This window comes from Streptomyces sp. NPDC059443 (assembly GCF_042750105.1).
In the GTDB taxonomy this organism is placed as follows: domain Bacteria; phylum Actinomycetota; class Actinomycetes; order Streptomycetales; family Streptomycetaceae; genus Streptomyces.
Window position 1 is genome coordinate 1 of record NZ_JBHYVM010000015.1, and the last position, 22,006, is coordinate 22,006.

Sequence of the window (22,006 nt, forward strand, 5' to 3'; positions counted from 1 at the left end):
TAGTGCCCGTCCCGCAAATGCGCCGGCACGGACCCGGCCAGCCCCGCCCGGACGTGGGGGGGCGCCCCCCGCGGCGGGGCCGGGGGGGGCCCTGCCGTTCTCGCCCGTCCGGCGCGCGTATCAGCTCTCGCTGCGACGCAGGTTCGGCTTGAGGTCCTTGAAGCGGCCGAGGAGACCGTTCACGAACGAGGGCGACTCGTCCGTGGAGAACTCCTTGGCCAGCTGGACGGCCTCGTCGATGGCCACGGCGTCCGGGGTGCCGTCCACCCAGATCAGCTCGTAGGCACCGAGACGCACGATGTTCCGGTCCACGACCGGCATGCGGTCGAGGTCCCAGTCCACGGCGTAGGTGGCGATCAGATCGTCGATGCGGTTCACCTTGTCGGCGTACCCCTCGACGAGTTCCATGGTGAACTCGTTCACCGCGGGCTGGCGGTCGGTGTCCGACCGCGAGTGGCGGATCCAGTCCGCGAGGACCTCGCGCACGGAGACCCCGCGCTGGTCCGCCTCGAACAGGATCTGGAAAGCGCGCTTGCGCGCGTTGCTCCGAGCAGCCACGGTTAGCTGTTCACCCGGCCGAGGTAGTCGCTGGTGCGGGTGTCGACCTTGATCTTCTCGCCCGTGGTGACGAACAGCGGGACCTGGATCTCGTGACCGGTCTCCAGCGTGGCGGGCTTGGTGCCACCGGTGGAGCGGTCGCCCTGGACGCCCGGGTCGGTGTGCTCGATGACGAGCTCGACGGAGGTCGGCAGCTCGACGTAGAGCACCGAGCCCTCGTTCTGGGCGACGGAGGCGGTGAAGCCCTCGACCAGGAAGTTCGCGGCGTCGCCGACGACCTTCTTGTCGATCATCAGCTGGTCGAAGGTGTCCATGTCCATGAAGACGAAGTACTCGCCGTCCATGTACGAGAACTGCATGTCACGGCGGTCGATGGTGGCCGTCTCGACCTTCGTGCCGGCGTTGAACGTCTTGTCGACGACCTTGCCGGAGAGCACGTGCTTGAGCTTGGTGCGCACGAAGGCCGGGCCCTTGCCGGGCTTGACGTGCTGGAACTCGACGACGGACCAGAGCTGGCCACCGTCGAGCTTGAGCACCATGCCGTTCTTGAGGTCGTTCGTGGAAGCCACGGTTTGGGAATCTCCTGCACTGGAAGACCATGGTTGCGCGCACGTTCCGCCGGGGCGGACTAGAGCGCGAGCAGTTCCTTGGTCGTAATGGTGAGTAGCTCGGGACCGCCGTCCGCCTCGGGGCGTACGACGAGCGTGTCATCGATCCGGACACCTCCCCGGCCGGGGAGGTGAACCCCCGGTTCGACGGTGACCGGCACGCAAGCGTCCAGTTTACCCATGGCCGTAGGTGCAAGCTGCGGGTCCTCGTCGATTTCGAGACCGACTCCGTGTCCCATCCATGCCGCGAGGGCCTCGCCGTGACCTGCGGAGTCGAGTACCGAGCGGGCTGCGTGATCCACGTCTCGGTACGCGGCCCCCGGCTTCAGGGCCTCCCGCCCGGCCCGCTGCGCGGCGAAGACCAGGTCGTACAGCTCGATCTGCCAGTCCGCGGGGGTGGTGCCGATCACGAAGGTACGGCCGATCTCGCAGCGGTAGCCCCGGTAGTTCGCGCCCAGGCAGACGGAGAGGAAGTCCCCCTCCTCCACCCGGCGGTCGGAAGGCCGGTGCCGGGAGCGGCCGGAGTGCGGGCCGGTGCCGACGGAGGTCGGGAAGGCCGGACCGTCGGCCCCGTGGTCCACGAGCCGGCGCTCCAGCTCCAGGGCGAGGTGCCGCTCGGTACGGCCCACCAGGATCGATTCCAGCAGTTCACCGAGGGCCTGGTCGGCGATCTCGGCGGCGATCCGCAGACAGGCGATCTCCTCCTCGTCCTTGACGAGGCGCTGCTGTTCGACGGCGGTTCCGAGGTCGGCCAGGCGGAGCCTGGGCGCCACGGAGCCCAGGGCCCGGTGGCGGCCGACCGTGAGGTGGTGTTCCTCGACGGCGAGGGACTCTGCGTGCGCGGACCAGGCCGCGTCGGCCGCCGCCACGGCGGGATCCGCTCCTGGGCCGGCCAGCACGGAGAGCCGCAGGTGCTCGTCGAGCCGCCCCTCGTCGGCTTCCCCTGTGGGCTGCCCGGCGCAGAACAGCATGTCCTCGCCGCCCGGTCCGAGCAGCAGGACGGCGCCCAGCGGTGACGCCCCGGAGAGGTAGCGCACGTTCGCCGGACGCGTGATGAGTGCGGCGGCGTTCCCGGCGGCCGCGCAGCGGTCGCGAAGCAGGCCCCGGCGGGCCGCGTACACGTCTGACATGCTTCCGAGCCTACGAGCGCCTCGCGCATCCGGCCTGGTGAGCGCGGCCGTACGGGGGCCGGCCCGGTCCGGGGCTCAGTAGGCCGGAGCCGAGATGACGCGGGCCAGGGTCTCGTCCAGGGCGCGGGCGGTGCCCTCGATGTCCAGGTGGGAGTTGTCGATGATGGGCAGCCCGGAGCCGTACCAACCCGCCATGCGGCCGTGGATGCGGGCGACTTCCTCGTCGGAGAGCCGCCGGTTGCCGGAGCGGGCCGCGTTGCGCTCCAGGACTATCTCCAGGCCGGGCAGCAGCACCACCGGCAGCAGCGCGGGCCCCACGTGGCGCTTCCAGCCGCCGAGGCCCACGACGGGGCGGTCCGGGAACACGGCGTCGTCGAGGATGCACGAGATGCCGTTGGCCAGGAAGTTGCGGGCCGCGAAGCCGCAGGTGCGGCGGGCCAGGCGGTACTGGGCCTCGGAGTGGTCGTTCCAGCCCGCCTGCGGGTCGGCGAACCCCGAGCACACCCATTCCCGTACGTCGTCCAGGCTGATGTGCGCGGTGGGGACCGGCCGGGTGCCCGCCCAGTGGCGGGCCACCGTGGTCTTGCCGGCACCCGCGGGGCCGATGAGCAGGACCGCGAGGGTGGCCCCGCCCGTGCCCGGGACGGCGGGCGGCAGCGGGACGTGCCCGGTGGACCCGTCCGGCACTCCCGGCACGGGCATCGGCAGCTGCGTCGGCGGCATGGGCATGGGCGGCACGGGCCAGCCCGGTGCCGGGGGTCCCGGCGGCCGCGACGGCGCCGCCGGGTGCCGACCCCCCGGCGGCGGCTCCCAGCCCCCGCCCACTCCGTGCTGCATCCGCTGCCACTCCGTCTCGTTCCGCCACGACTGATGCGAGAACGTTATATGACCCGAGAGGCCCGGCGGGTCACGCGGTCACGCCGTCGGACGGATCAGGCCGACACTTCGCCGAACGCCGCCATCAGGACGGCCGGGTCCGGACCCTCCAGGACGGTCGGCTTGGCCAGCCCGTCCAGGACGATGAAACGCAGCAGGTCACCGCGGGACTTCTTGTCGAGCTTCATGGTCTCCAGCAGCTTGGGCCACTGGTCACCCCGGTAGGTCAGCGGCAGTCCCACCGCGGCGAGGATCGCCTTGTGCCGGTCGGCCGTCGCGTCGTCGAGGCGGCCGGCGAGGCGGCCGAGCTCGGACGCGAAGACCATGCCGACCGAGACGGCCGCGCCGTGGCGCCACTTGTAGCGCTCGTTCTTCTCGATGGCGTGCGCGAGGGTGTGCCCGTAGTTCAGGATCTCCCGCAGCCCCGATTCCTTGAGGTCGCTGGAGACCACGTCCGCCTTGACCTGGATGGAGCGGCAGATCAGCTCGGCCGTGTGCGGGCCGGCGGGCGTGCGCGCCGCCGCCGGGTCCGCCTCGATCAGGTCGAGGATCACCGGGTCGGAGATGAATCCGGCCTTGATGATCTCGGCGAGGCCGCTGACGTAGTCGTTGACCGGCAGCGACTCCAGCGCGGCCAGGTCGCAGAGCACGCCGGCCGGCGGGTGGAAGGCGCCGACGAGGTTCTTGCCCTCGGCGGTGTTGATGCCGGTCTTGCCGCCGACGGCCGCGTCCACCATCGCCAGGATGGTGGTGGGTACGGCGATCCAGCGCACGCCGCGCAGCCAGGAAGCCGCGACGAAGCCCGCGAGGTCGGTGGTGGCTCCCCCGCCGACGCCGACGATGGCGTCGGTGCGGGTGAAGCCGGACTGGCCGAGCGCCTTCCAGCAGTACGCAGCCACCTCGACCGTCTTGGCCTCTTCGGCGTTCGGCACCTGGATGGCGACGGCCTCGTAGCCCTGCGCGGCGAGATCGTCGCGCAGCGCCTCACCGGTCGAGGCCAGGGCCTCGGGGTGGATGACGGCGACCCGCTGGGCCTTGGTGCCGATCAGGGAGCCCAGCTCGCCGAGCAGCTGCCGGCCGACCAGCACCTCGTACGCGTCGTGTCCGGCGCTGGCGCCGACCTGGATCCGCGTCACCTGGTCTGTCATGCGTTCTTCAACTCCAGAGCGTCGAGGACCGCGTCGGCGACCTCTTCGGGGGTGCGGTCGTCGGTGTCCACCACGACGCGCGCTACTTCGGTGTACAGGGAGCTCCTCGCCTCCATCAGTTCGCGCCACGTGCGGCGCGGGTTGACGGCGAGGAGCGGGCGCGCGGCGCCGAGGCCCACGCGCCGGACGGCTTCCTCGACCCCCAGCGAGAGATAGGCCACGGGCCGGCCGGCCAGCAGCTCCCTCGTCGTGTCGTCGAGGATGGCGCCGCCGCCGAGGGCGAGCACTCCGTCGTGCCCGGCGAGGGCGGCGGAGACCGCCTCCCGCTCCAGTTCACGGAAGTGCGGCTCGCCCTCGTCGATGAAGATGTCGGAGATCTCCCGGCCCTGCGCCGCCACGATGTCGGCGTCGGTGTCCCGGTAGGAGACTCCGAGCCGCTCCGCGAGCAGTTCGCCCACCGTGGACTTGCCGGCCCCCATGGGGCCGACGAGCACGATCAGGGGTCCGGTCACCGGATCTGGAGGTTGTCGAGGTACGAGCGGACGTTGCGGCGGGTCTCGGGGACGGAGTCGCCACCGAACTTCTCCACGACGGCGTCGGCCAGCACCAGGGCGACCATGGCCTCGGCGACGATGCCGGCGGCGGGCACGGCACACACGTCGGAGCGCTGGTGGTGCGCGACGGTGGCCTCGCCGGTGGCCACGTCCACGGTCGCGAGGGCCTTGGGCACGGTGGCGATCGGCTTCATGGCTGCGCGGACGCGCAGCAGCTCGCCGGTGGTCAGGCCGCCCTCGGTGCCGCCGGAGCGGCCGGTGGTGCGCTTGAGGCCCTCGGGGGTGGAGACGATCTCGTCGTGCGCCTTCGAGCCGGGCACGCGGGCCAGGTCGAAGCCGTCGCCGACCTCGACGCCCTTGATGGCCTGGATGCCCATGAGCGCGGCCGCGAGGCGCGCGTCGAGGCGGCGGTCCCAGTGCACGTGCGAGCCGAGGCCGACGGGCACCCCGTACGCGAGGACCTCGACGACGCCGCCGAGGGTGTCGCCGTCCTTGTGGGCCTGGTCGATCTCCGCGACCATCTGCTTCGACGCGTCGGCGTCGAGGCAGCGCACCGGGTCGGCGTCGAGCTTCTCGACGTCGGCGGGGGTCGGGTAGACGCCGTACGGGGCCTTGGCGGAGGCCAGCTCCACCACGTGGGAAACGATCTCGATGCCCGCGACCTCCTTGATGAAGGACCGGGCGATGGCGCCGAGGGCGACCCGGGCGGCGGTCTCACGGGCGCTGGCGCGCTCCAGGATCGGCCGGGCCTCGGAGAAGCCGTACTTCTGCATGCCGGCGAGGTCGGCGTGGCCGGGGCGCGGTCGGGTCAGCGCCGCGTTGCGGCCGGTTTCCTTGAGCAGCGAGGGGTCGACCGGGTCGGCCGACATGACGGTCTCCCACTTGGGCCACTCGGTGTTGCCGATCATGACGGCGACCGGGGACCCCTGCGACAGGCCGTGGCGGACACCGCCGAGGAAGGTGATCTCGTCCTGCTCGAACTTCATCCGGGCACCGCGGCCGTAGCCGAGCCGGCGCCGGGCCAGGTGTTCGGCCACCAGCTCCGTGGTGACCGGGACGCCGGCGGGAAGACCCTCCAGCGTCGCCACCAGCGCCGGGCCGTGCGATTCTCCGGCCGTCAGCCAACGCAACCTGCTCAACGATGCTCCTCATGCTCGCGCCTGATCCAGCGATGGCGCGATCGGGTGCGCGGCCCAGACCCGCCTTCACCCCGATCCTCCCATGTCCGGGCCGTTACACCGGCCTCCGGTCCAGCTATCGGACGGCGGTACGGCGCCGACGCCACCACTGGCAGCCCTCCCAGAGGGCCGTGGCGCCCCCCAGCCCGGCGATGATCCACTTCGCCCAGTCGGGCAGCGTGCTGAACAAGGCGCGGAGGACGACCCCGACCGCGTACGCGGCGTCCCACTTCGACGCCAGCACCTGATCCGTGCCGAACCCGTCCATACAGCCCCCTCGAACCCCGCAATAGCAGGTGAGGAGCCTAACGGGCGGCGAGCGCCCGCTCTCCGGCGGCCCGCATGGCCGCCAAGGGCGCGGCAGGGCGTCCCGTCATCTGCTCGACCTGGAGCACCGCCTGATGGACCAGCAGGTCCAGGCCTCCGAGCAGCTTGCCGCCACGGCCCGACCAGGCCGCCGCGAGGGCGGTCGGCCAGGGGTCGTAGAGGACGTCGAAGAGGGTGCCGGGCCGGGCGGGCACGGCGGCCGCCAGGGCGTCCGTGGCGCCGGCCGGGGTGGTCGCGATGACCAGCGGCGCGGTCAGCGCTTCGGCGGCGTCCGCCCAGTCGGCCGTCCGCACGTCCACGCCGAGCCGCTCGCCCCACTCCCGCATCTCCGCGGCCCGGGCCGCGGAGCGTACGTACGCGGTCACCTCGCCGGTGCAGATCCGCGCGAGCGCGGCCAGCGCCGAGGAGGCGGTGGCGCCCGCGCCGAGGACGGCGGCGGACTCCACCTTCTCCACGCCCCGCTCGCTCAGGGCGGAGAGCAGCCCGGGGATGTCGGTGTTGTCACCGACCCGGCGGCCGTCCTCGGTGAAGACGACCGTGTTGACCGCCTCGACGGAGGCGGCGGTGTCGCTGATGTCGTCCAGCAGCGGGATGATCGCCCGCTTGAGCGGCATGGTCAGCGACAGCCCGGCCCACTCGGGGCCGAGCCCGGCGATGAACTCGGGGAGCGCGGCCTCGTCGACTTCGAAGCGGTCGTACGACCAGTCGTCGAGGCCGAGCTCCCGGTACGCGGCGCGGTGCAGCACCGGTGAGAGGGAGTGCTCGATGGGAGAACCCAGCACCGCGGCCCGTATCCGTGACATGTCCTGCTACCCGCCGTTCTTCTGCTTCTGCCGTTCCTGGAACTCGGCGACCAACTTGAGGTGCTCGTCGTAGGTCTTGCTGAAGGTCGTCGTCTTGCCGTCGACCGACACGAAGAACATCCAGCCACCGCGGTCCGGGTCGAGCGTAGCGGTCAGCGCCTCCAGGCCGGGGTTCCCGATCGGGCCGGGGGGCAGTCCCTTGACGTGGTGCGTGTTGTACGGGTGGTCGAACGCCTGGGCTTCCTTGAGGTTGAAGTTGATCTCGCTCTGGTTCTTGATGTAGTTGTACGTCGAGTCGAACTCGATCTTCTGGTTCGTGACGTCGTTGGTCTTCTTGAGGCGGTTGTAGACCACGTCCGCCATCTTCCGGAAGTCGTCGTGGTTCATGCCCTCGGCGTTGACGAGGCTGGCGACCGTGATCACCTGGAGCGGGTTGCTCAGGCCCAGGTCCTTGGCCTTGCCCTCGACCCCGAGCTCCGTGTACTTGTCGGTCGCCTTCTTGACCATCTGCTTCAGCAGGGACTCGGGCGTGCTCTCGTTGGTCAGGTCGTAACGCGCCGGGTACAGGAAGCCTTCGAGCGGGTCCATGATCTTCGGGTCGTTGTTCGCCCACGCCGGCAGGCCGAGGTTCTTGGCCTCGTTCTTGGCGATGCCCTGCGTGGTGCCCGCGGGCTTGCCGAGCTTCTCGTCGATCGCGGTGTAGACCTTCGTGTTGCGCATGCCCTCGGTGACGGTGATCACCCGGAGCTTGGTCGGGTCCGTCATGACCGCGACCACGGAAGCCGCCGACATTTTCTTCTTGAGCGGATAGATGCCCGGCTGGATCGCCTTGCCCTTGCCGTCGGGGGCGGAGTTGGCCGCGTTGACGAAGGCCTGGGCGCTCGCGACCACGCCCGCGTCCTTGAGGATCCGGCCCATCTGGCCCAGGCCCGAACCCTTGGGGATCTCCACGGAGACCGTCTCGTCCGTGCCGGAGCCCGCGTAGTCTTCGGCCGCGCCGAACTTGTCCTTGATGTAGTTGTAGCCGTAGTAGCCGCCACCGCCGAGCACGCCCACGATGACCACGGCCGCGATGAGGCAGGCCATGCCGCTGCGCTTCTTCGGCTTGCCGCCGGAACGGCCGGAGCGGCGGCCGCCGGGCTCGCCGTCGTCCCCGCCATCGCCCCCGTCGCGTCCGCCGCCGCCCAGGAAGGACTCCTCGGCCTCGTCGGTCTTCACGTCCTCGTCCTGCCACTGGGCCTCGGGCTCCAGGTGCCGCCGGCCCGGGGGCTGCGGCGGCGGAAAGGCATCGGGGGTGCCGTAGAGGTCGGGGGTCTCGCCGGGGTAGCCGCCCGCCTGCTGCTGGGCGTACGGCTCCGCCCCCGCGTACGGGTCGGTGGCCTGCGAGACGCCGACGTATTCCATACCGGGATGGGTTTCCATGCCGGTATGGGCTTGGGCCTGGGCCTGGCCGGTGTCCCAGCCCTGGCCTCCGTACGTCTCCTGGTGCTGCTGCGGGTGCGGGACCTGCTGCTGCACGTATTGAGGCTGGTGGGCCTGAGGCTGCTGGGCGTGAGGCTGCTGGCCCTGCGGGTACGGGGCCTGCTGGTACTGGCCCGGGTGCTGCTGCACGTACTGGGGGTGCTGCGGCTGCTGCTGCACGTAGTGAGGGTGCTGTGGCTGCTGCTGCGGGTCGTCGACGTAGGGCTGCTGACCCTGCTGGGCCTCGTGCCCGGTCCACCCCTGGTCCCCGTACTGGGGATCCTCGGGGTGCCACGGTTGGGGGCCAGGGCCCCGGCCATACTCAGTCATCGATCCCCTAGCGCGCCGCGGGGCGTTGGCCACGGCTCCGTCCGCCGCGACACCCTGTTCCGCCTCTGCTGGTGGGCAACGGCTGTTCGAATGCCGTCACATCGCGCGGAACGTTACCGTATCGCGATCAGACAACCACTTCGACGCACTCACCGGGCGGATTACCTGATACCCGTTCGGTCTCCAGAGCGTTCTGAAGGATCACCACCGCGGCCGCCTGGTCGATGACCGAGCGGCCCTTCTTCGCGTTGCGCCCCGAGGCCCGCAGCCCCTGGGCCGCGGTGACGGTGGTCATCCGCTCGTCCACCAGACGGACCGTCACGGGCTTGATGCCCTTGGCGAGTTCCATGGCGAAGGCCCGGCACTTGGCGGCCGCCGGCCCCTCCCGCCCGCTGAGCGAGCGGGGCAGGCCGACCACCACCTCGATGGGCTCGTACTCCTCGACGAGCTGCCGCAGCCGCCGGTGGGCGAAGGGGATGTCCCGTCCCGGTACGGTTTCCACCGGTGTGGCCAACACCCCATCGGGGTCGCACGAGGCGACCCCGATCCGGGCGTCCCCGACATCGATGGCGAGCCGGCGGCCGCGGCGCAGTGTCATCTTCAGGCCGTCTCTACGACGAGGCGCTCGACGGCGCTGATGGCCTCGGGGATGGCGGCCGGGTTCTGGCCACCGCCCTGGGCCACGTCCGGCTTGCCGCCGCCGCCGCCACCGAGGGTCTTGGCGGCCGTACGGACCAGGTCACCGGCCTTGAGGCCGCGCTCGCGGGCTGCCTCGTTGGTGGCGATGACGGTCAGCGGGCGGTCGTTCGCCGTGGTGAAGAGCGCGACCACGGCCGGACGGTCGCCCGGAATGCGGCCGCGGACGTCGAGGACCAGCTTGCGCAGGTCGTCGGCGCCGGTGCCGTCCGGCACCGTGCCCACGACGAGGGCGACGCCGTGGATGTCCTGGGCGTTCTGGGCGAGACCGGCGGCGGCCTGGAGGACCTTCTCCGCGCGGAACTTCTCGATCTCCTTCTCGGCGTCCTTCAGCTTGCCGAGCATGGAGGCGATCTTCTCCGGCAGCTCCTCCGGGCGGCCCTTGACCAGCTCCTGGAGCTGGGCGACGACCGTGTGCTCCTTGGCGAGGAAGTTGTACGCGTCCACGCCGACGAGGGCTTCGACGCGGCGCACGCCGGAGCCGATGGAGGACTCGCCGAGCAGCTTCACCAGGCCCAGCTGGGAGGTGTTGCCGACGTGCGTGCCGCCGCACAGCTCCTTGGAGAAGTCGCCGATGGTCACGACGCGCACGCGCTCGCCGTACTTCTCGCCGAACTCGGCGATGGCACCCTGCTTCTTCGCCTCGTCGATGCTCATGATCTCGGCGGTGACGTCGAGCTCGCGGGAGAGCACGTCGTTGATCTTCTGCTCGACGTCGGTGAGGACCGAGCCGGGGACGGCGTTCGGGGAGCCGAAGTCGAAGCGGAAGCGGCCGGGCGAGTTCTCGGAACCGGCCTGGGCGGCCGTGGGGCCGAGGGCGTCGCGCAGCGCCTGGTGGGTGAGGTGCGTGGCCGAGTGGGCGCGGGCGATGGCCCGGCGGCGGTTCACGTCGATGGCGGCGTAGGCGGAGGCGCCGACGGTCACCTCGCCGACCTGGACGGAGCCCTTGTGCACGGAGACGCCGGGGACCGGCTGCTGGACGTCGCGGATCTCGATGACGGCGCCGGTGTCGAGCCTGATCCGGCCCTGGTCGGCGAGCTGGCCGCCGCCCTCGGCGTAGAAGGGGGTGCGGTCGAGGACGACCTCGACCTCGTCGCCCTCGGAGGCGGCGGGCGAGGAGACGCCGTTGACCAGGAGCCCGACGATGGTGGACTCGCCCTGGTTGGTGGCGTAGCCGGTGAACTCGGTGGCGCCGGAGCCGTCGGCGATCTCCCGGTAGGCGGACATGTCCGCGTGGCCGGTCTTCTTGGCCTTGGCGTCGGCCTTGGCCTTGTCCTTCTGCTCCTGCATCAGGCGGCGGAAGCCGTCCTGGTCCACGGAGAGGCCCTGTTCGGCGGCCATCTCCAGGGTCAGGTCGATCGGGAAGCCCCAGGTGTCGTGGAGCAGGAACGCCTTGTCGCCGGCCAGGACCGAGCCGCCGGTGGCCTTGGTCTCGGTGATGGCGGTGTCGAGGATGTTCGTGCCGCCGCGCAGGGCCTTCACGAAGGCGGCCTCTTCGGCGAGCGCGACGGTCTCGATGCGCTTGCGGTCGGTCACGAGCTCCGGGTACTGCTGCCCCATCGTGTTGATCACGACGTCGACGAGCTCCTGGACCACCGGGCCGGTGGCGCCCATGAGGCGCATGTTGCGGATGGCGCGGCGCATGATGCGGCGCAGCACGTAGCCGCGGCCCTCGTTGCCGGGGGTGACCCCGTCGCCGATGAGCATGACGGAGGTGCGGATGTGGTCGGCGACCACGCGCATCGAGACGTCGGTGCCCTGGGCGGCTCCGTACTGCACGCCGGTCAGCTCGGTGGCCTTGTCCATGACCACGCGCAGGGTGTCGGTCTCGTACATGTTCTGTACGCCCTGGAGGATCATCGCGAGGCGTTCGAGACCGAGACCGGTGTCGATGTTCTTCGACGGCAGGTCGCCGAGGATCGGGAAGTCTTCCTTCCCGTCGCCGGCGCCGCGCTCGTACTGCATGAAGACCAGGTTCCAGATCTCCACGTAGCGCTCGTCGTTGACGGCCGGGCCGCCCTCGACGCCGAACTCCGGACCGCGGTCGTAGTTGATCTCGGAACAGGGGCCGCAGGGACCCGGGACGCCCATGGACCAGAAGTTGTCCTTCTTGCCCAGGCGCTGGATGCGCTCGGAGGGGACGCCGATGACGTCGCGCCAGATGGTCTCGGCCTCGTCGTCGTCGAGGTAGACGGTGATCCAGAGCTTCTCCGGCTCAAGGCCGTAGCCGCCGTCCGCCACGGAGCTGGTGAGCAGCTCCCAGGCGTACTTGATGGCGCCTTCCTTGAAGTACTCGCCGAAGGAGAAGTTGCCGCACATCTGGAAGAACGTGCCGTGGCGGGTGGTCTTGCCGACCTCTTCGATGTCCGGGGTACGGACGCACTTCTGCACGCTGGTGAGCGTCGACCCGGGCGGCTTGACCTCGCCGAGGAAGTAGGGCTTGAACGGGACCATGCCCGCGTTGACCAGCAGCAGAGTCGGGTCGTCCGCGATGAGCGACGCCGAAGGGACAACGGTGTGACCGCGCTCCTCGAAGAAGCTCAGCCAGCGGCGGCGAATTTCAGCCGACTCCATCAGTGGTCCTCATTCCGGTTGTACGAAAACTTATTGGTCTGGCCGTGCTCGATGGCCCGCAGCCGCCGCGGCCCGGGAAGGGCGGTGACGTTGTCGGGCCGGTCGGGATCCTGGTGGAGTCCCAGTGCGTCGTTCAGCTCGTCCTCGCGCTGCGACATGCCCGCCTTGACGTCGAGGGCGAAGTCCTTGAGGCGGTGGCCCGCCTCGACCGCCTTGTCGGCGGCCTGGGCGGCGAGGCTCTCCGGCGTCAGCTTCTTGAGCTGCCGGTTGACCTTGGTGGTGGCCCACACGCCGGCGGCTGCGCCTGCGGTGAACCAGAAGGCTCGGCGGAACATCGGAGTCTCAGCCCTTCTGCTTCCGGCGCCGGGGCGACGGCACCGTACGGCCAACGATCACGGTACGTCGCGCGGTCCTGCGCGGCACGTCCTCGGAGCCGGCCCCGCCCGCGCCGCCCTTGCCCAGCGCCTTGCGGACGCCGTAGCCGAAGGCCGCGACCTTGACGAGCGGGCCGCCGAAGGTGGACGCGACGGTGGAGGACAGCGCGGAGGCGTTGGAGGTGACTTCCTGGACGTCGCTCGCGATGGCGTCGACCCGGTCCAGCTGGGTGCGGGCGGAGCGGACGGTCGTGGAGGCGTCCGCGAGCAGCGGGACGGCCTGGTCGGTCACGTCGGCCACGAGCTTCGTGGTCGCCTTGAGCACCTGGGCCAGCCTCGCCAGCACCACGGCGAGGAAGGAGACCAGAATGGCCCAGAAGACGGCCACGAGGATCCCGGCCACCTCTCCACCGGACACGTCACACCGCTCTCTACACATTGATCACTAAGCGAAAAAGTCGTCCTCCGACCCTATCGCGCCGGAGATCCGCCGCAGTACCGGAATTCCGGGGCTAGGGTCCCCGGCCCGGCCCCGACCCGGCCTCGCCTTGTACCCAGAGCATTCGGCCGAGTACCCTCCGTGTCCCATGCGACACAGACCCATTGGACAGAAGACGCCGGGCAATCTTCCCTCGGACCTGAGCGGCTTCGTCGGGCGGGGTGTCGAACTCGCCGAGCTGGGGCGACTGCTGGACTCCTCACGGCTGGTCACGGTGACCGGCGCGGGCGGTGTCGGCAAGACCCGGCTGGTGCTGGCCGCGGCCAGGGCGGCGGAGGGCTCGGCGCAGGAACGCTACTGCGACGGCGTGTGGCTGGCCGAGCTGGCCGGCGTACGGGATCCCGCGCTGCTGGAGCTGACCCTCGCGGAGTCGCTCGGCCTGACCGACCACACCACGCGGCCGCTGCGCACCGTGCTCGCCGAACATCTGGCCGAGCGGCGGCTGCTGCTGGTCCTGGACGGCTTCGAACAGCTGGTCGACGAGACCGCGGCCCTGGTGCGGGAGCTCCTGCGCCGCTCCCCCGGCCTGCGGGTGCTGGCGGCCGGCCGGCGCCCGCTGACCCTCGACGGGGAGCTGTCCTGGCCGCTGGCCCCGCTGGACCCGGACCAGGCCCTGGCCCTGCTGACCGAGCGGGCCGCGGCGGCCGACCCGGCCTTCGCCCTGACGGAGGCCAACCGGACGGTGCTCGCCGAGCTGTGCGCCCGGCTCGACGGCCTGCCCCTGGCCCTGGAGCTGGCGGCGGGCCGGCTGCGCACGCTCTCCCCCGCGCAGGTGTTGTCCCGGCTGGAGGACCGCTTCGGCCTGCTGACGGGCGGCGGGCGCGGGGCCCTGCCCCGGCACCGGGCGCTGCGCACGGCGATCGGCTGGAGCCACGAGCTGTGCACCGCCGCGGAGCGGCTGCTGTGGGCCCGGCTGTCGGTCTTCGCCGGGCAGTTCGACCTGGACGCCGCCGAGTACGTGTGCGCGGGCCCGGATCTGCCGGTGGACTCGGTGCTGGACCTGGTCGGGGAGCTGCTGGGGCAGTCCCTGCTGGTCCGGGAGGAGACGGCGGCCGGGGTGCGCTACCGGATGCTGGAGACCGTACGGATCTACGGGGCGGGCTGGCTGGAGTCGCTGGGCGACGCCACCCGGCTGCGGCGCAGGCACCGGGACTGGTACATGGGTCTGGCGACCTGGTGCGAGCTGGACTGGTTCAGCCCGCGCCAGCAGGAGGTGGCCGCGCTGGTGGAGGCGGAGCTGCCGAACCTGCGGCTCGCGCTGGAGTGCTGCCTGGACGAGCCGGAGGAGATCCACCTCGGCCAGTACCTGGCGGGCACCCTGTGGTTCTACTGGGCGGGCTGCGGCCGGCTCACCGAGGGCCGGCACTGGCTGGACCGGACCCTGGAGGGCGGCCCCGGGCACGGCCTGGACCTCGGGCTCGACCTCGGGCTCGACCTCGGGCTCGACCTGAGCACGGAGCTCGGGCTGGGCCTCGCCCGCCCCTCGGACGCGGACCGGGAGCGGGAGTGCGAGAGCTCGCGGCTGAAGGCGCTGTGGGTGCTCGGGTACGTGGCGGCGCTGCAAGGTGACGCGGTGGCCTCGATGAGCGCCCTGTACGAGTGCCGGGACGGGGCCGCGCAGAGCGGGAACCCGGTGGCTGCGGCGTACGCGGTGCACCGGATGGGCTGCCTGGCGCTGATCTCGGACGACATGGCCCGGGCCCGGGAGCTGCTCGGCGGGGCGCTGGAGCGCTACCGGGAGGCCGGCGAGCTGAACAGCAACGTACTGATGTGCCAGGTGGAGCTGGCGATGACGCTGGCCTTCCAGGGGGAGCCGGCGGGGGCGCTCGCGCTGTGCGAGGAGGTCCGGGACATCTGCGAGGAGCGCGGCGAGCGCTGGACGAAGGCCTACGCCCTGTACGTCCTCGCCTACGCGGCCCTGGATTCGGGCGCCACGGCCGAGGCGCGGCGGCTGCTGACCGAGTGCGTGGCGATCAACCACGCGTTCCGGGACCTGGTGGGGCTGGTGCTGGCGGTGGAGCTGCTGGCGCTGGTGACGGTCGCCGAGGGACATCCGGCGGAGGCGGCGGTGCTCCAGGGCGCGGCCGAGCCCATGTGGGACGGGGTGGGGATGCAGCTGTTCGGCTCGGGGTACTTCAACGCCCCGCGGCTGATGTGCCAGGAGCGGGCGGGCGAGCTGCTGGGCGCGGAGCGGTACGCGTCCTGCGCCCGGCACGGACGGACGCTGCCGGTGGACGCGCTGGTGGAACGGGCCCTGCGGGGGCCGGAGCCGGTGGCCGCCCCGACGGGCCCGGGCCCGGGCTCGCTGCCGAGACCCCGTACGGCGGCCGGGGCTCCGGCGGGATACCCGGGAAACAGGAAACCCGCCGGCTCCCCCAAGGGGGAACCGGCGGGCTGACCAGCCTGTGAGGCTACGGCCGCTGGTACGAGATCAGCGGGCGTAGTACTCGACGACGAGCTGCTCGTCGCAGATGACCGGGATTTCCTTGCGGTTCGGGTCGCGGTCCAGGCGGAAGGCCAGGGCCTTCAGGTTGACCTGCAGGTAACGGGGGGTCTCGCCCTCGCCTGCGTAGCCACCCTCACGGGCAACCTGGAACGGAACCTTCTCGCGGCTGCGCTCGCGCACCGTGATGACGTCGTCCGGACGGACGCGGAACGACGGCTTGTCGACCTTGTCGCCGTTGACCTCGATGTGGCCGTGAACGACCATCTGGCGAGCCTGGTAGATGGTGCGGGCGATGCCCGAACGCAGGACCAGGGCGTCGAGGCGACGCTCGAGCTCGACGACCAGCGCCTCGCCCGTCTTGCCTTCGGCCTTCTTGGCGCGGTCGTACGCGCGGGCCATCTGACGCTCAGAGATGTCGTACTGAGCGCGCAGACGCTGCTTCTCCAGCAGACGAACCTTGTAGTCCGAGTTCTGCTTGCGGCCACGGCCGTGCTCGCCCGGCGGGTAGGGGCGGGCCTCGAAGTACTTGACGGCCTTCGGGGTCAGCGCAATGCCGAGGGCACGCGACTTCTTGACCTTGGGTCGCTTCTGGTTCACGTGGAACCTACCTCCATGTAAGTTAGGTGAGGCTTACCTTAGCGAGGAGGACGTAATGTCTCGACCACATGGGATCCCCCTGCCCAGTGCGCACCGAAGTTCAGATCCAAACGAAACAGGATCTGCTTTCGGCGACGATTGGCAGGGTCAGCCGCGTCCCAGGGAAGGCGTTCGGCAGCTCACCGGAGCCGAACGCGTACGAACCCTCGTAGAGTCCAACGCCTCAGTATCCCTCACGCTCCCGGGTGCTTATGACCGGGAGGAGCTCGGGACAGGGCTGCCGGCCGCAAGGACCGTCACCCCGGACGGGGACGTGATTCTCCTGGTATCAGGGGAATCCGCGGCTGCCAGGGCAGCCGCTCACGCCCAGGACGACGACCTCACCGCCGTGATCGAGATCACGGATGTGGCGCCGGTGTCCGTGCCCCATCGTATCCGAGGCCGCGCGTGGCTCGCCGGGTGGCTCACTCCGGTGCGGGGCGCCGCGGACCGGGCGGCCTGCGCGGCGCTGCTGGCCGAGCGGCACCCGGTCGGCGAGCTCCTCGGGCTGTCCGAATCCCTCGACCCCCTCCACGCCGACCGGCCCGCGTGGATGCTCCTGCGCCTGGAGGTCGGCGAGATCTCGGTGGACGACCTGTGGGGCGCCGAGCACGTGGACCCGGAGCTGCTGGCCGCGGCCGAGCCGGACCCGATGACGGCGCACGAGACGGAGATCCTCCAGCACCTGGCCGCTTCGCACGCAGACCGGCTGGGCGACCTGTGCGCGCTGCTCGGCCCGCGGGGCGAGAGCGCGGACCTGACGGCGGTCCCCCTCGCGCTGGACCGCCTCGGCCTGCGGGTGCGCTTCACGCGCGGGGCCACCGCCTTCGACGCCCGCTTCGACTTCCCCGAGCCGGTCGGCGACATCTGCGGACTGCGCCGGGCGATGCGCACCCTGTTCGCCTAGTCCTGGGCCGGACAGGTGCCGAGCATCTCGCTCAGCGCTTCCTTCTCCGGCGGGGTCACGGACAGCGCGTACTTCGCCTTGATCCCGGTGTAGCGCCGCGCGTACTCGCACCAGTAGCCCTTGACCGGCGGCTTCCACTTGTCGGCGGTCTTGCTGCTCTTCTCGTAGTTGGTCTGCTTGTCCACGGCGAGCAGCACGTCGAGGTCGTTGGCGTACGCCAGCCTGTGCTCCGGGGTCCAGGCGTACGCGCCCGCGCGCCAGGCGGCGCCGAGGGCGACGACGTGGTCCGTCTGGATCTGCGAGGCGCGGCGGTAGTAATAGGGGAGCTCCTTGCCGGTGTACGGGTCGTGCAGCGTCCCGGACACGACCACGCAGGGGTTCCGGTCGCCCTCCCGCAGCTCCTTGAGGTCCCTGCGCAGGACGTCGTCCCGGGTGTCGCACCCGTTGCGCCCGCCGACGGCGTCCGTCTCGTCGGACCAGTACCGGCCGAAGCTCTCCCGCTTGTACGTCTCCCAGTTCTTGCCCCACTCGACGGTGAGCTTCGCCAGCTGGGTCCTGGCGGTGGCCGCATCGGGCGGAAACCCGGCACTGGCGAGCGGCGCCTCCGCGAAGTGCGCCGCGCTGGCCTGAGCCGTCTCCCCGTCGCCGTGGTGGCACCCGCTGACCAGCAGCGCTGCCGTCACGGCGATGAGCGAACCCCGACGTCCCATGCTCCGGAGCCTAGGCCCCGCCTCCACGCCCCGCCCCTCCGACACGACACCGCTGCGCGGGGCCGTCCCCTACCCGCCCTTCCACCGTTCCCGCCTCAATCGCCGGCGCGGCTCACTACACGGCGCTCCGCGCCGGCGATCTTTCAGCCCCGCCGGCGTTTGAGGCGCGGGGGGCCGGGGGCTGGCCCCCGGCAACGGCGCCGCAGGTCAGGACCCGGCGCCGCGCAGCCGCTCGCGGACCTTTTCCACCACGTCCGCGTAGCGGGCTTCGGCCCCGTACCGCGTCGGCTCGTAGTACCGCTTCCCGTGGATCTCGTCCGGCGCGTACTGCTGCGCAGCAATACCGCCCGGCACGTCGTGCGGGTACACGTACCCCACGGCGTGACCCAGCTTCGCCGCCCCCTTGTAGTGCCCGTCCCGCAAATGCGCCGGCACGGACCCGGCCAGCCCCGCCCGGACGTCCGCCAGCGCCGCGCCGATCGCGGTCGTGGCGGTGTTCGACTTCGGGGCCAGCGCCAGCGCGATGGTGGCGTGGGACAGCGTGAGCGAGGCCTCCGGGAAGCCGATCATCGCCACCGCCTGGGCCGCCGCCACCGCGAGCGGCAACGCGGTGGGATCCGCGAGCCCGATGTCCTCGCTCGCCGAGATCATCAGCCGGCGCGCGATGAACCGCGGGTCCTCCCCCGCTTCGATCATCCGTGCCAGATAGTGCAGCGCCGCGTCCACGTCCGAGCCCCGGATCGACTTGATCAGCGCGCTCGCCACGTCGTAGTGCTGGTCGCCGTCCCGGTCGTACTTGACCGCCGCCCGGTCGACGGCCTCCTCCACCGTCCGGAGGGTGATCTCCGGCTCGCCCTTGGCGATCGCCGAGCCCGCGCCCGCTTCCAGCGCCGTCAGCGCGCGCCGCGCGTCGCCGCCCGCGATCCGCAGCAGGTGCGCCTCCGCGTCCTCGGGCAGCGTCACCGCGCCGCCCAGGCCCCGCTCCTCCGTCAGCGCCCGGTGCATCAGCGCGCGCAGGTCGTCGTCGGTCAGCGGTTCCAGCGTGAGCAGCAGGGACCGCGACAGCAGCGGGGAGATGATCGAGAAGTACGGGTTCTCCGTGGTCGCGGCGATCAGCGTGACCCAGCGGTTCTCCACGGCCGGCAGCAGCGAGTCCTGCTGCGCCTTGCTGAAGCGGTGGATCTCGTCGAGGAAGAGGACGGTGTCCTTGCCGTAGCCGCCGGCCGCCCGCTTGGCGCCCTCGATGACCGCCCGTACCTCTTTGACGCCCGCCGTGATCGCGGACAGCTCCACGAACCGCTTCTCGGTCGCCTGGCTCACCACGTAGGCGAGGGTGGTCTTCCCGATCCCCGGCGGACCCCACAGGATCACCGAAGATGCCCCGGCCGGCCCCCCGTCGCCCTCGCCGACGAGCCGCCGCAGCGGCGAGCCCGGCTTCAGCAGGTGCTGCTGGCCGACGACCTCGTCCAGGTTGCGCGGGCGCATCCGGACGGCGAGCGGAGAACTGGAGGGGTTCTTCGTCTGACGGTCCTCGGCGGCGGCGGTGAAGAGATCTGGTTCCACACCGGAAGCCTATGCGAGGCCACCGACAGGGCTGCCCGCGCTCAGGAGGTCCAGAAGTCCCACCAGCGGGTCAGGATCAGCATTCCGATGATCCCGATGTGCAGGACGGGCAGCACCCAGGTGAACTCGTCGAAGAAGGCGCGCAGCCAGCCGGGGGCCCCCAGCATGCGGTTGCGGACGTTGTGCGAGGTGACGTACCAGAACATGACGATGGTGGCGACCCAGGCCAGGCAGCACCACAGGCACAGCGAGTTGATGTTGTACAGCGACTGGTACATCAGCCAGGTGCAGAAACCGACGCCGAAGAGCATTCCGGCGTTCAGGGTCAGCCAGTACCAGCGCGGGAAGCGGGCGCGGGCGAGCAGGCCCATGCCGACGCAGACGACGATCCCGTAGGCGACCAGTCCCAGCATCGGGTTCGGGAAGCCGAAGGCGGACGCCTGGTCGCTCTTCATGATGTTGCCGCAGGACACGATCGGGTTGAGGCTGCAGCCCGGGGTGAAGTTCGGGTCTTCCAGCAGCTTGAACTTGTCGATCGTGATGACCCAGGCGGCGAGCAGGCCCGCGGCTCCGGTGATCACCAGCAGCAGGGCCAGCGCCCGGCTGCCGCCGACGGCGGTCCTCGGGGCGGTGTCTGCGTCCGTACCTCGTGTCGTCATACCGCCCGCTCCACATCTTCAAGGTCCACAAGCACCGGCCATTGTGCCGTACGGATCCGGGTGTCCACCGTTCGCTGGGCATAAGAGCGTATGCACGGGGGGACCGGTCGGGCGTGTTCCGCCGGACCATTTGAGACATGACACAGAACGCGGTGCGGGTGCGGGGGCTTCGCAAGCAGTACGGCGAGGTCACCGCGGTGGACGGACTTGATCTGACGATCCGGCGGGGCGAGGTCTTCGGACTCCTCGGGCCCAACGGGGCCGGCAAGAGCACGACGGTGGAGATCCTCCAGGGCCACCGGGAACGGGACGGCGGGGAGGTCAGCGTGCTCGGCGCGGACCCGGCCACCGCCGGGCGGGCCTGGCGCTCGCGCGTCGGGATCGTCTGGCAGGACGAGTCGGCGCCCGCGGAACTGACGGTCCGCGAGACGGTCGAACACTTCGCCCGCTACTACCCCGCCCCGCGCGACCCGGCCGAGGTCATCGCCCTGGTCGGCCTGGAGCACAAGCGCGACCAGCGGGTGAAGGCGCTCTCGGGCGGCCAGCGGCGGCGGCTCGACGTGGCGCTCGGCGTCATCGGCGGTCCCGAGCTGCTGCTCCTCGACGAGCCGACCACCGGCTTCGACCCGGCGGCCCGGCGCCGGTTCTGGGACCTGATCCGGCTGCTCGCCGCCGAGGGCACCACCATCGTGCTCACCACGCACTACCTGGAGGAGGCCGAGGCCCTCGCCGACCGCCTCGCGGTCATCGCGAACGGCAAGGTCCTCGCCGAGGGCGAACCGGCCGAGCTGCGCTCCCGGTTCGGCGCCGGCGCCACCGTCGAGTGGACCGAGGCCGACGGCACCCCGCGCAGCACCGACACCGAGACCCCCACCCGTACGGTCGCCGAGCTGATGGCCCGCTTCGACGGCGAGATCCCCGGGCTGAGGATCGGCCGGCCCACCCTGGAGGACGTGTACCTGCGCCTCACGGGACAGCTCGTACCCGCGACCGCGCAGCAGCCGGAGGACGCCCGATGAACACGACCGGTACGAGCGGCGCGAGTGCGGCGACCGGGAAGGCGCTGCCCGGCGCCTGGGCCCTGGGCCTGAGCCGCGGGGCCCTGGAGATCAAGCAGTTCTCCCGTCAGCGCGACGCGGTGATCTTCACCTTCGCCTTCCCCATCGTCTTCCTCACCCTCTTCGCCTCCATCTTCAGCGGCACGGTCGAAGGGACCGGGATCACCGCCTCCCAGCTCTACGCGGCCGGCATGGTCGCCGCCGGGATCATGTCCACGAGCTTCCAGTCGCTCGGCATCTCCATCGCCGTGGAACGGGACGAGAAGGTGCTGCGCCGCCTGCGCGGTACCCCGATGCCCCCGGCCGCGTACTTCCTCGGCAAGGTCTGGATGGTGCTCGCCACCGGGCTCGCCGAGACCGCGATCCTGCTGCTCGTCGGCGCCACGCTCTTCGGCCTCGACCTCCCGGGCACCGCCGCGAAGTGGCTCACCTTCGCCTGGATCTTCGTCCTCGGCCTGACCGGCTGCGCCCTGCTCGGCATCGCGATCAGCAGTCTGCCCAAGTCCGGCAAGAGCGCGAGCTCGGTGGTGGTCCTGCCCTTCCTGGTCCTCCAGTTCATCTCGGGCGTCTACATCCCGATCAGCCAGATCCCCCACTGGCTGCTGAACATCGGCGCGCTGTTCCCGCTCAAGTGGATGTGCCAGGGGCTGCGCGGGGTGTTCCTGCCCCAGTCGGCCGCCGTTCTCGAACAGACCGGCGGCTGGGAATACGGACGGGTCGCCCTGGTCCTGGGCGCCTGGGTCCTCGGAGGTCTGGTGCTGTGCCGGCTGACCTTCAAATGGAAGACCCACCGCGACGGCTGACGGGCGTGGCATTTCAGCCCCGCCGGCGTTTGAGGCGCGGGGTCCGGGGCAGAGCCCCGGGAAATGGCGAAAGGGCGGGGCGGGGAGAGCTCCGCGCAGCGGCTCCCC

At 71.2% G+C, this 22,006-nt stretch carries 22 protein-coding genes; 4 read left to right on the top strand and 18 right to left on the bottom strand.

Annotated elements, in window-relative coordinates:
• Positions 1 to 120: 120 nt before the first annotated feature.
• The 14 genes from nusB to ACFXDJ_RS16595 all read right to left on the bottom strand — a co-directional run bounded on the left by nusB (position 121) and on the right by ACFXDJ_RS16595 (position 13,035).
• Positions 121 to 558, bottom strand: coding sequence for a transcription antitermination factor NusB (nusB, locus tag ACFXDJ_RS16530; RefSeq protein WP_330295407.1), 438 nt, complete (start codon positions 556 to 558; stop codon positions 121 to 123).
• 2 nt (positions 559 to 560) lie between these two features.
• A complete protein-coding gene (gene efp / locus ACFXDJ_RS16535) occupies positions 561 to 1,127 on the bottom strand; it encodes an elongation factor P (RefSeq protein WP_384661371.1) in 567 nt (188 codons plus the stop codon).
• A gap of 59 nt (positions 1,128 to 1,186) precedes the next feature.
• Complete coding sequence (locus tag ACFXDJ_RS16540) at positions 1,187 to 2,296, bottom strand: M24 family metallopeptidase (RefSeq protein WP_384661374.1); 1,110 nt, start codon at positions 2,294 to 2,296, stop codon at positions 1,187 to 1,189.
• Positions 2,297 to 2,371: 75 nt separating this feature from the next.
• Complete coding sequence (locus ACFXDJ_RS16545) at positions 2,372 to 3,133, bottom strand: AAA family ATPase (RefSeq protein ID WP_384849307.1); 762 nt, start codon at positions 3,131 to 3,133, stop codon at positions 2,372 to 2,374.
• 95 nt (positions 3,134 to 3,228) lie between these two features.
• On the bottom strand, positions 3,229 to 4,320 hold the full coding sequence (gene aroB, locus ACFXDJ_RS16550; RefSeq protein ID WP_384849310.1) for a 3-dehydroquinate synthase: 1,092 nt from the start codon (positions 4,318 to 4,320) through the stop codon (positions 3,229 to 3,231).
• Positions 4,317 to 4,799 carry a shikimate kinase gene (locus ACFXDJ_RS16555; protein WP_384661401.1) on the bottom strand — a complete coding sequence of 161 codons (483 nt, stop codon included), beginning with the start codon at positions 4,797 to 4,799 and terminating at the stop codon, positions 4,317 to 4,319. Before ACFXDJ_RS16555 ends, aroB begins: the two co-directional genes overlap by 4 nt.
• A gap of 29 nt (positions 4,800 to 4,828) precedes the next feature.
• On the bottom strand, positions 4,829 to 6,013 hold the full coding sequence (gene aroC / locus ACFXDJ_RS16560) for a chorismate synthase (protein ID WP_384661383.1): 1,185 nt from the start codon (positions 6,011 to 6,013) through the stop codon (positions 4,829 to 4,831).
• Positions 6,014 to 6,128: 115 nt separating this feature from the next.
• Positions 6,129 to 6,320 carry a hypothetical protein gene (locus ACFXDJ_RS16565; protein WP_384661386.1) on the bottom strand — a complete coding sequence of 64 codons (192 nt, stop codon included), beginning with the start codon at positions 6,318 to 6,320 and terminating at the stop codon, positions 6,129 to 6,131.
• Positions 6,321 to 6,357: 37 nt separating this feature from the next.
• A complete protein-coding gene (locus tag ACFXDJ_RS16570) occupies positions 6,358 to 7,182 on the bottom strand; it encodes a shikimate dehydrogenase (protein ID WP_384849313.1) in 825 nt (274 codons plus the stop codon).
• A gap of 6 nt (positions 7,183 to 7,188) precedes the next feature.
• Complete coding sequence (gene mltG / locus ACFXDJ_RS16575) at positions 7,189 to 8,973, bottom strand: endolytic transglycosylase MltG (protein WP_384849316.1); 1,785 nt, start codon at positions 8,971 to 8,973, stop codon at positions 7,189 to 7,191.
• A 127-nt stretch (positions 8,974 to 9,100) separates the two neighbouring features.
• Positions 9,101 to 9,571 carry a Holliday junction resolvase RuvX gene (gene ruvX / locus ACFXDJ_RS16580; protein ID WP_384849319.1) on the bottom strand — a complete coding sequence of 157 codons (471 nt, stop codon included), beginning with the start codon at positions 9,569 to 9,571 and terminating at the stop codon, positions 9,101 to 9,103.
• Positions 9,572 to 9,573: 2 nt separating this feature from the next.
• Positions 9,574 to 12,243 carry an alanine--tRNA ligase gene (gene alaS / locus ACFXDJ_RS16585; protein ID WP_384849322.1) on the bottom strand — a complete coding sequence of 890 codons (2,670 nt, stop codon included), beginning with the start codon at positions 12,241 to 12,243 and terminating at the stop codon, positions 9,574 to 9,576.
• The gene (locus tag ACFXDJ_RS16590) at positions 12,243 to 12,578 is read right to left on the bottom strand and encodes a DUF6167 family protein (RefSeq protein WP_384657400.1); all 336 of its coding nucleotides are present in this window, start codon (positions 12,576 to 12,578) and stop codon (positions 12,243 to 12,245) included. The genes alaS and ACFXDJ_RS16590 overlap by 1 nt, the downstream gene beginning before the upstream one ends.
• Before the next feature lie 7 nt (positions 12,579 to 12,585).
• Positions 12,586 to 13,035, bottom strand: coding sequence for a DUF948 domain-containing protein (locus ACFXDJ_RS16595; protein WP_384657403.1), 450 nt, complete (start codon positions 13,033 to 13,035; stop codon positions 12,586 to 12,588).
• Between the two features lie 169 nt (positions 13,036 to 13,204).
• Between ACFXDJ_RS16595 and ACFXDJ_RS16600 the strand changes: the two genes are divergently transcribed.
• The gene (locus ACFXDJ_RS16600; RefSeq protein ID WP_384849325.1) at positions 13,205 to 15,514 is read left to right on the top strand and encodes an ATP-binding protein; all 2,310 of its coding nucleotides are present in this window, start codon (positions 13,205 to 13,207) and stop codon (positions 15,512 to 15,514) included.
• A 33-nt stretch (positions 15,515 to 15,547) separates the two neighbouring features.
• On the opposite strand, the gene rpsD is transcribed toward ACFXDJ_RS16600, so the two are convergent.
• The gene (gene rpsD / locus ACFXDJ_RS16605) at positions 15,548 to 16,159 is read right to left on the bottom strand and encodes a 30S ribosomal protein S4 (protein WP_008740451.1); all 612 of its coding nucleotides are present in this window, start codon (positions 16,157 to 16,159) and stop codon (positions 15,548 to 15,550) included.
• 55 nt (positions 16,160 to 16,214) lie between these two features.
• Between rpsD and ACFXDJ_RS16610 the strand changes: the two genes are divergently transcribed.
• Entirely contained in the window at positions 16,215 to 17,105 is an 891-nt protein-coding gene (locus ACFXDJ_RS16610) for a DUF2470 domain-containing protein (protein WP_384664074.1), read from the top strand.
• Here ACFXDJ_RS16610 and ACFXDJ_RS16615 read toward each other — a convergent pair.
• The 3 genes from ACFXDJ_RS16615 to ACFXDJ_RS16625 all read right to left on the bottom strand — a co-directional run bounded on the left by ACFXDJ_RS16615 (position 17,102) and on the right by ACFXDJ_RS16625 (position 20,037).
• Complete coding sequence (locus tag ACFXDJ_RS16615; protein ID WP_384849328.1) at positions 17,102 to 17,815, bottom strand: HNH endonuclease family protein; 714 nt, start codon at positions 17,813 to 17,815, stop codon at positions 17,102 to 17,104. The two genes, ACFXDJ_RS16610 and ACFXDJ_RS16615, sit on opposite strands and share 4 nt — an antisense overlap.
• Before the next feature lie 207 nt (positions 17,816 to 18,022).
• A complete protein-coding gene (locus tag ACFXDJ_RS16620; protein ID WP_384849331.1) occupies positions 18,023 to 19,378 on the bottom strand; it encodes a replication-associated recombination protein A in 1,356 nt (451 codons plus the stop codon).
• Between the two features lie 41 nt (positions 19,379 to 19,419).
• Positions 19,420 to 20,037, bottom strand: coding sequence for a vitamin K epoxide reductase family protein (locus ACFXDJ_RS16625; RefSeq protein WP_384849334.1), 618 nt, complete (start codon positions 20,035 to 20,037; stop codon positions 19,420 to 19,422).
• A 137-nt stretch (positions 20,038 to 20,174) separates the two neighbouring features.
• On the opposite strand from ACFXDJ_RS16625, the gene ACFXDJ_RS16630 reads away from it, so the two are divergent.
• Complete coding sequence (locus ACFXDJ_RS16630) at positions 20,175 to 21,056, top strand: ABC transporter ATP-binding protein (RefSeq protein ID WP_384663743.1); 882 nt, start codon at positions 20,175 to 20,177, stop codon at positions 21,054 to 21,056.
• Complete coding sequence (locus ACFXDJ_RS16635; RefSeq protein WP_384849337.1) at positions 21,053 to 21,898, top strand: ABC transporter permease; 846 nt, start codon at positions 21,053 to 21,055, stop codon at positions 21,896 to 21,898. Before ACFXDJ_RS16630 ends, ACFXDJ_RS16635 begins: the two co-directional genes overlap by 4 nt.
• Positions 21,899 to 22,006: the final 108 nt, after the last annotated feature.

Excerpts from the sequence above, each read along its gene's own strand:
- ACFXDJ_RS16540 (WP_384661374.1), bottom strand. The coding sequence starts at position 2,296 with ATGTCAGACGTGTACGCGGCCCGCCGGGGCCTGCTTCGCGACCGCTGC.
- ACFXDJ_RS16545 (WP_384849307.1), bottom strand. The coding sequence starts at position 3,133 with ATGCAGCACGGAGTGGGCGGGGGCTGGGAGCCGCCGCCGGGGGGTCGG.
- aroB (WP_384849310.1), bottom strand. The coding sequence starts at position 4,320 with ATGACAGACCAGGTGACGCGGATCCAGGTCGGCGCCAGCGCCGGACAC.
- ACFXDJ_RS16555 (WP_384661401.1), bottom strand. The coding sequence starts at position 4,799 with ATGGGGGCCGGCAAGTCCACGGTGGGCGAACTGCTCGCGGAGCGGCTC.
- ACFXDJ_RS16565 (WP_384661386.1), bottom strand. The coding sequence starts at position 6,320 with ATGGACGGGTTCGGCACGGATCAGGTGCTGGCGTCGAAGTGGGACGCC.
- ACFXDJ_RS16570 (WP_384849313.1), bottom strand. The coding sequence starts at position 7,182 with ATGTCACGGATACGGGCCGCGGTGCTGGGTTCTCCCATCGAGCACTCC.
- mltG (WP_384849316.1), bottom strand. The coding sequence starts at position 8,973 with ATGACTGAGTATGGCCGGGGCCCTGGCCCCCAACCGTGGCACCCCGAG.
- ruvX (WP_384849319.1), bottom strand. The coding sequence starts at position 9,571 with ATGACACTGCGCCGCGGCCGCCGGCTCGCCATCGATGTCGGGGACGCC.
- alaS (WP_384849322.1), bottom strand. The coding sequence starts at position 12,243 with ATGGAGTCGGCTGAAATTCGCCGCCGCTGGCTGAGCTTCTTCGAGGAG.
- ACFXDJ_RS16590 (WP_384657400.1), bottom strand. The coding sequence starts at position 12,578 with ATGTTCCGCCGAGCCTTCTGGTTCACCGCAGGCGCAGCCGCCGGCGTG.
- ACFXDJ_RS16600 (WP_384849325.1), top strand. The coding sequence starts at position 13,205 with ATGCGACACAGACCCATTGGACAGAAGACGCCGGGCAATCTTCCCTCG.
- ACFXDJ_RS16610 (WP_384664074.1), top strand. The coding sequence starts at position 16,215 with ATGTCTCGACCACATGGGATCCCCCTGCCCAGTGCGCACCGAAGTTCA.
- ACFXDJ_RS16615 (WP_384849328.1), bottom strand. The coding sequence starts at position 17,815 with ATGGGACGTCGGGGTTCGCTCATCGCCGTGACGGCAGCGCTGCTGGTC.
- ACFXDJ_RS16625 (WP_384849334.1), bottom strand. The coding sequence starts at position 20,037 with ATGACGACACGAGGTACGGACGCAGACACCGCCCCGAGGACCGCCGTC.
- ACFXDJ_RS16630 (WP_384663743.1), top strand. The coding sequence starts at position 20,175 with ATGACACAGAACGCGGTGCGGGTGCGGGGGCTTCGCAAGCAGTACGGC.
- ACFXDJ_RS16635 (WP_384849337.1), top strand. The coding sequence starts at position 21,053 with ATGAACACGACCGGTACGAGCGGCGCGAGTGCGGCGACCGGGAAGGCG.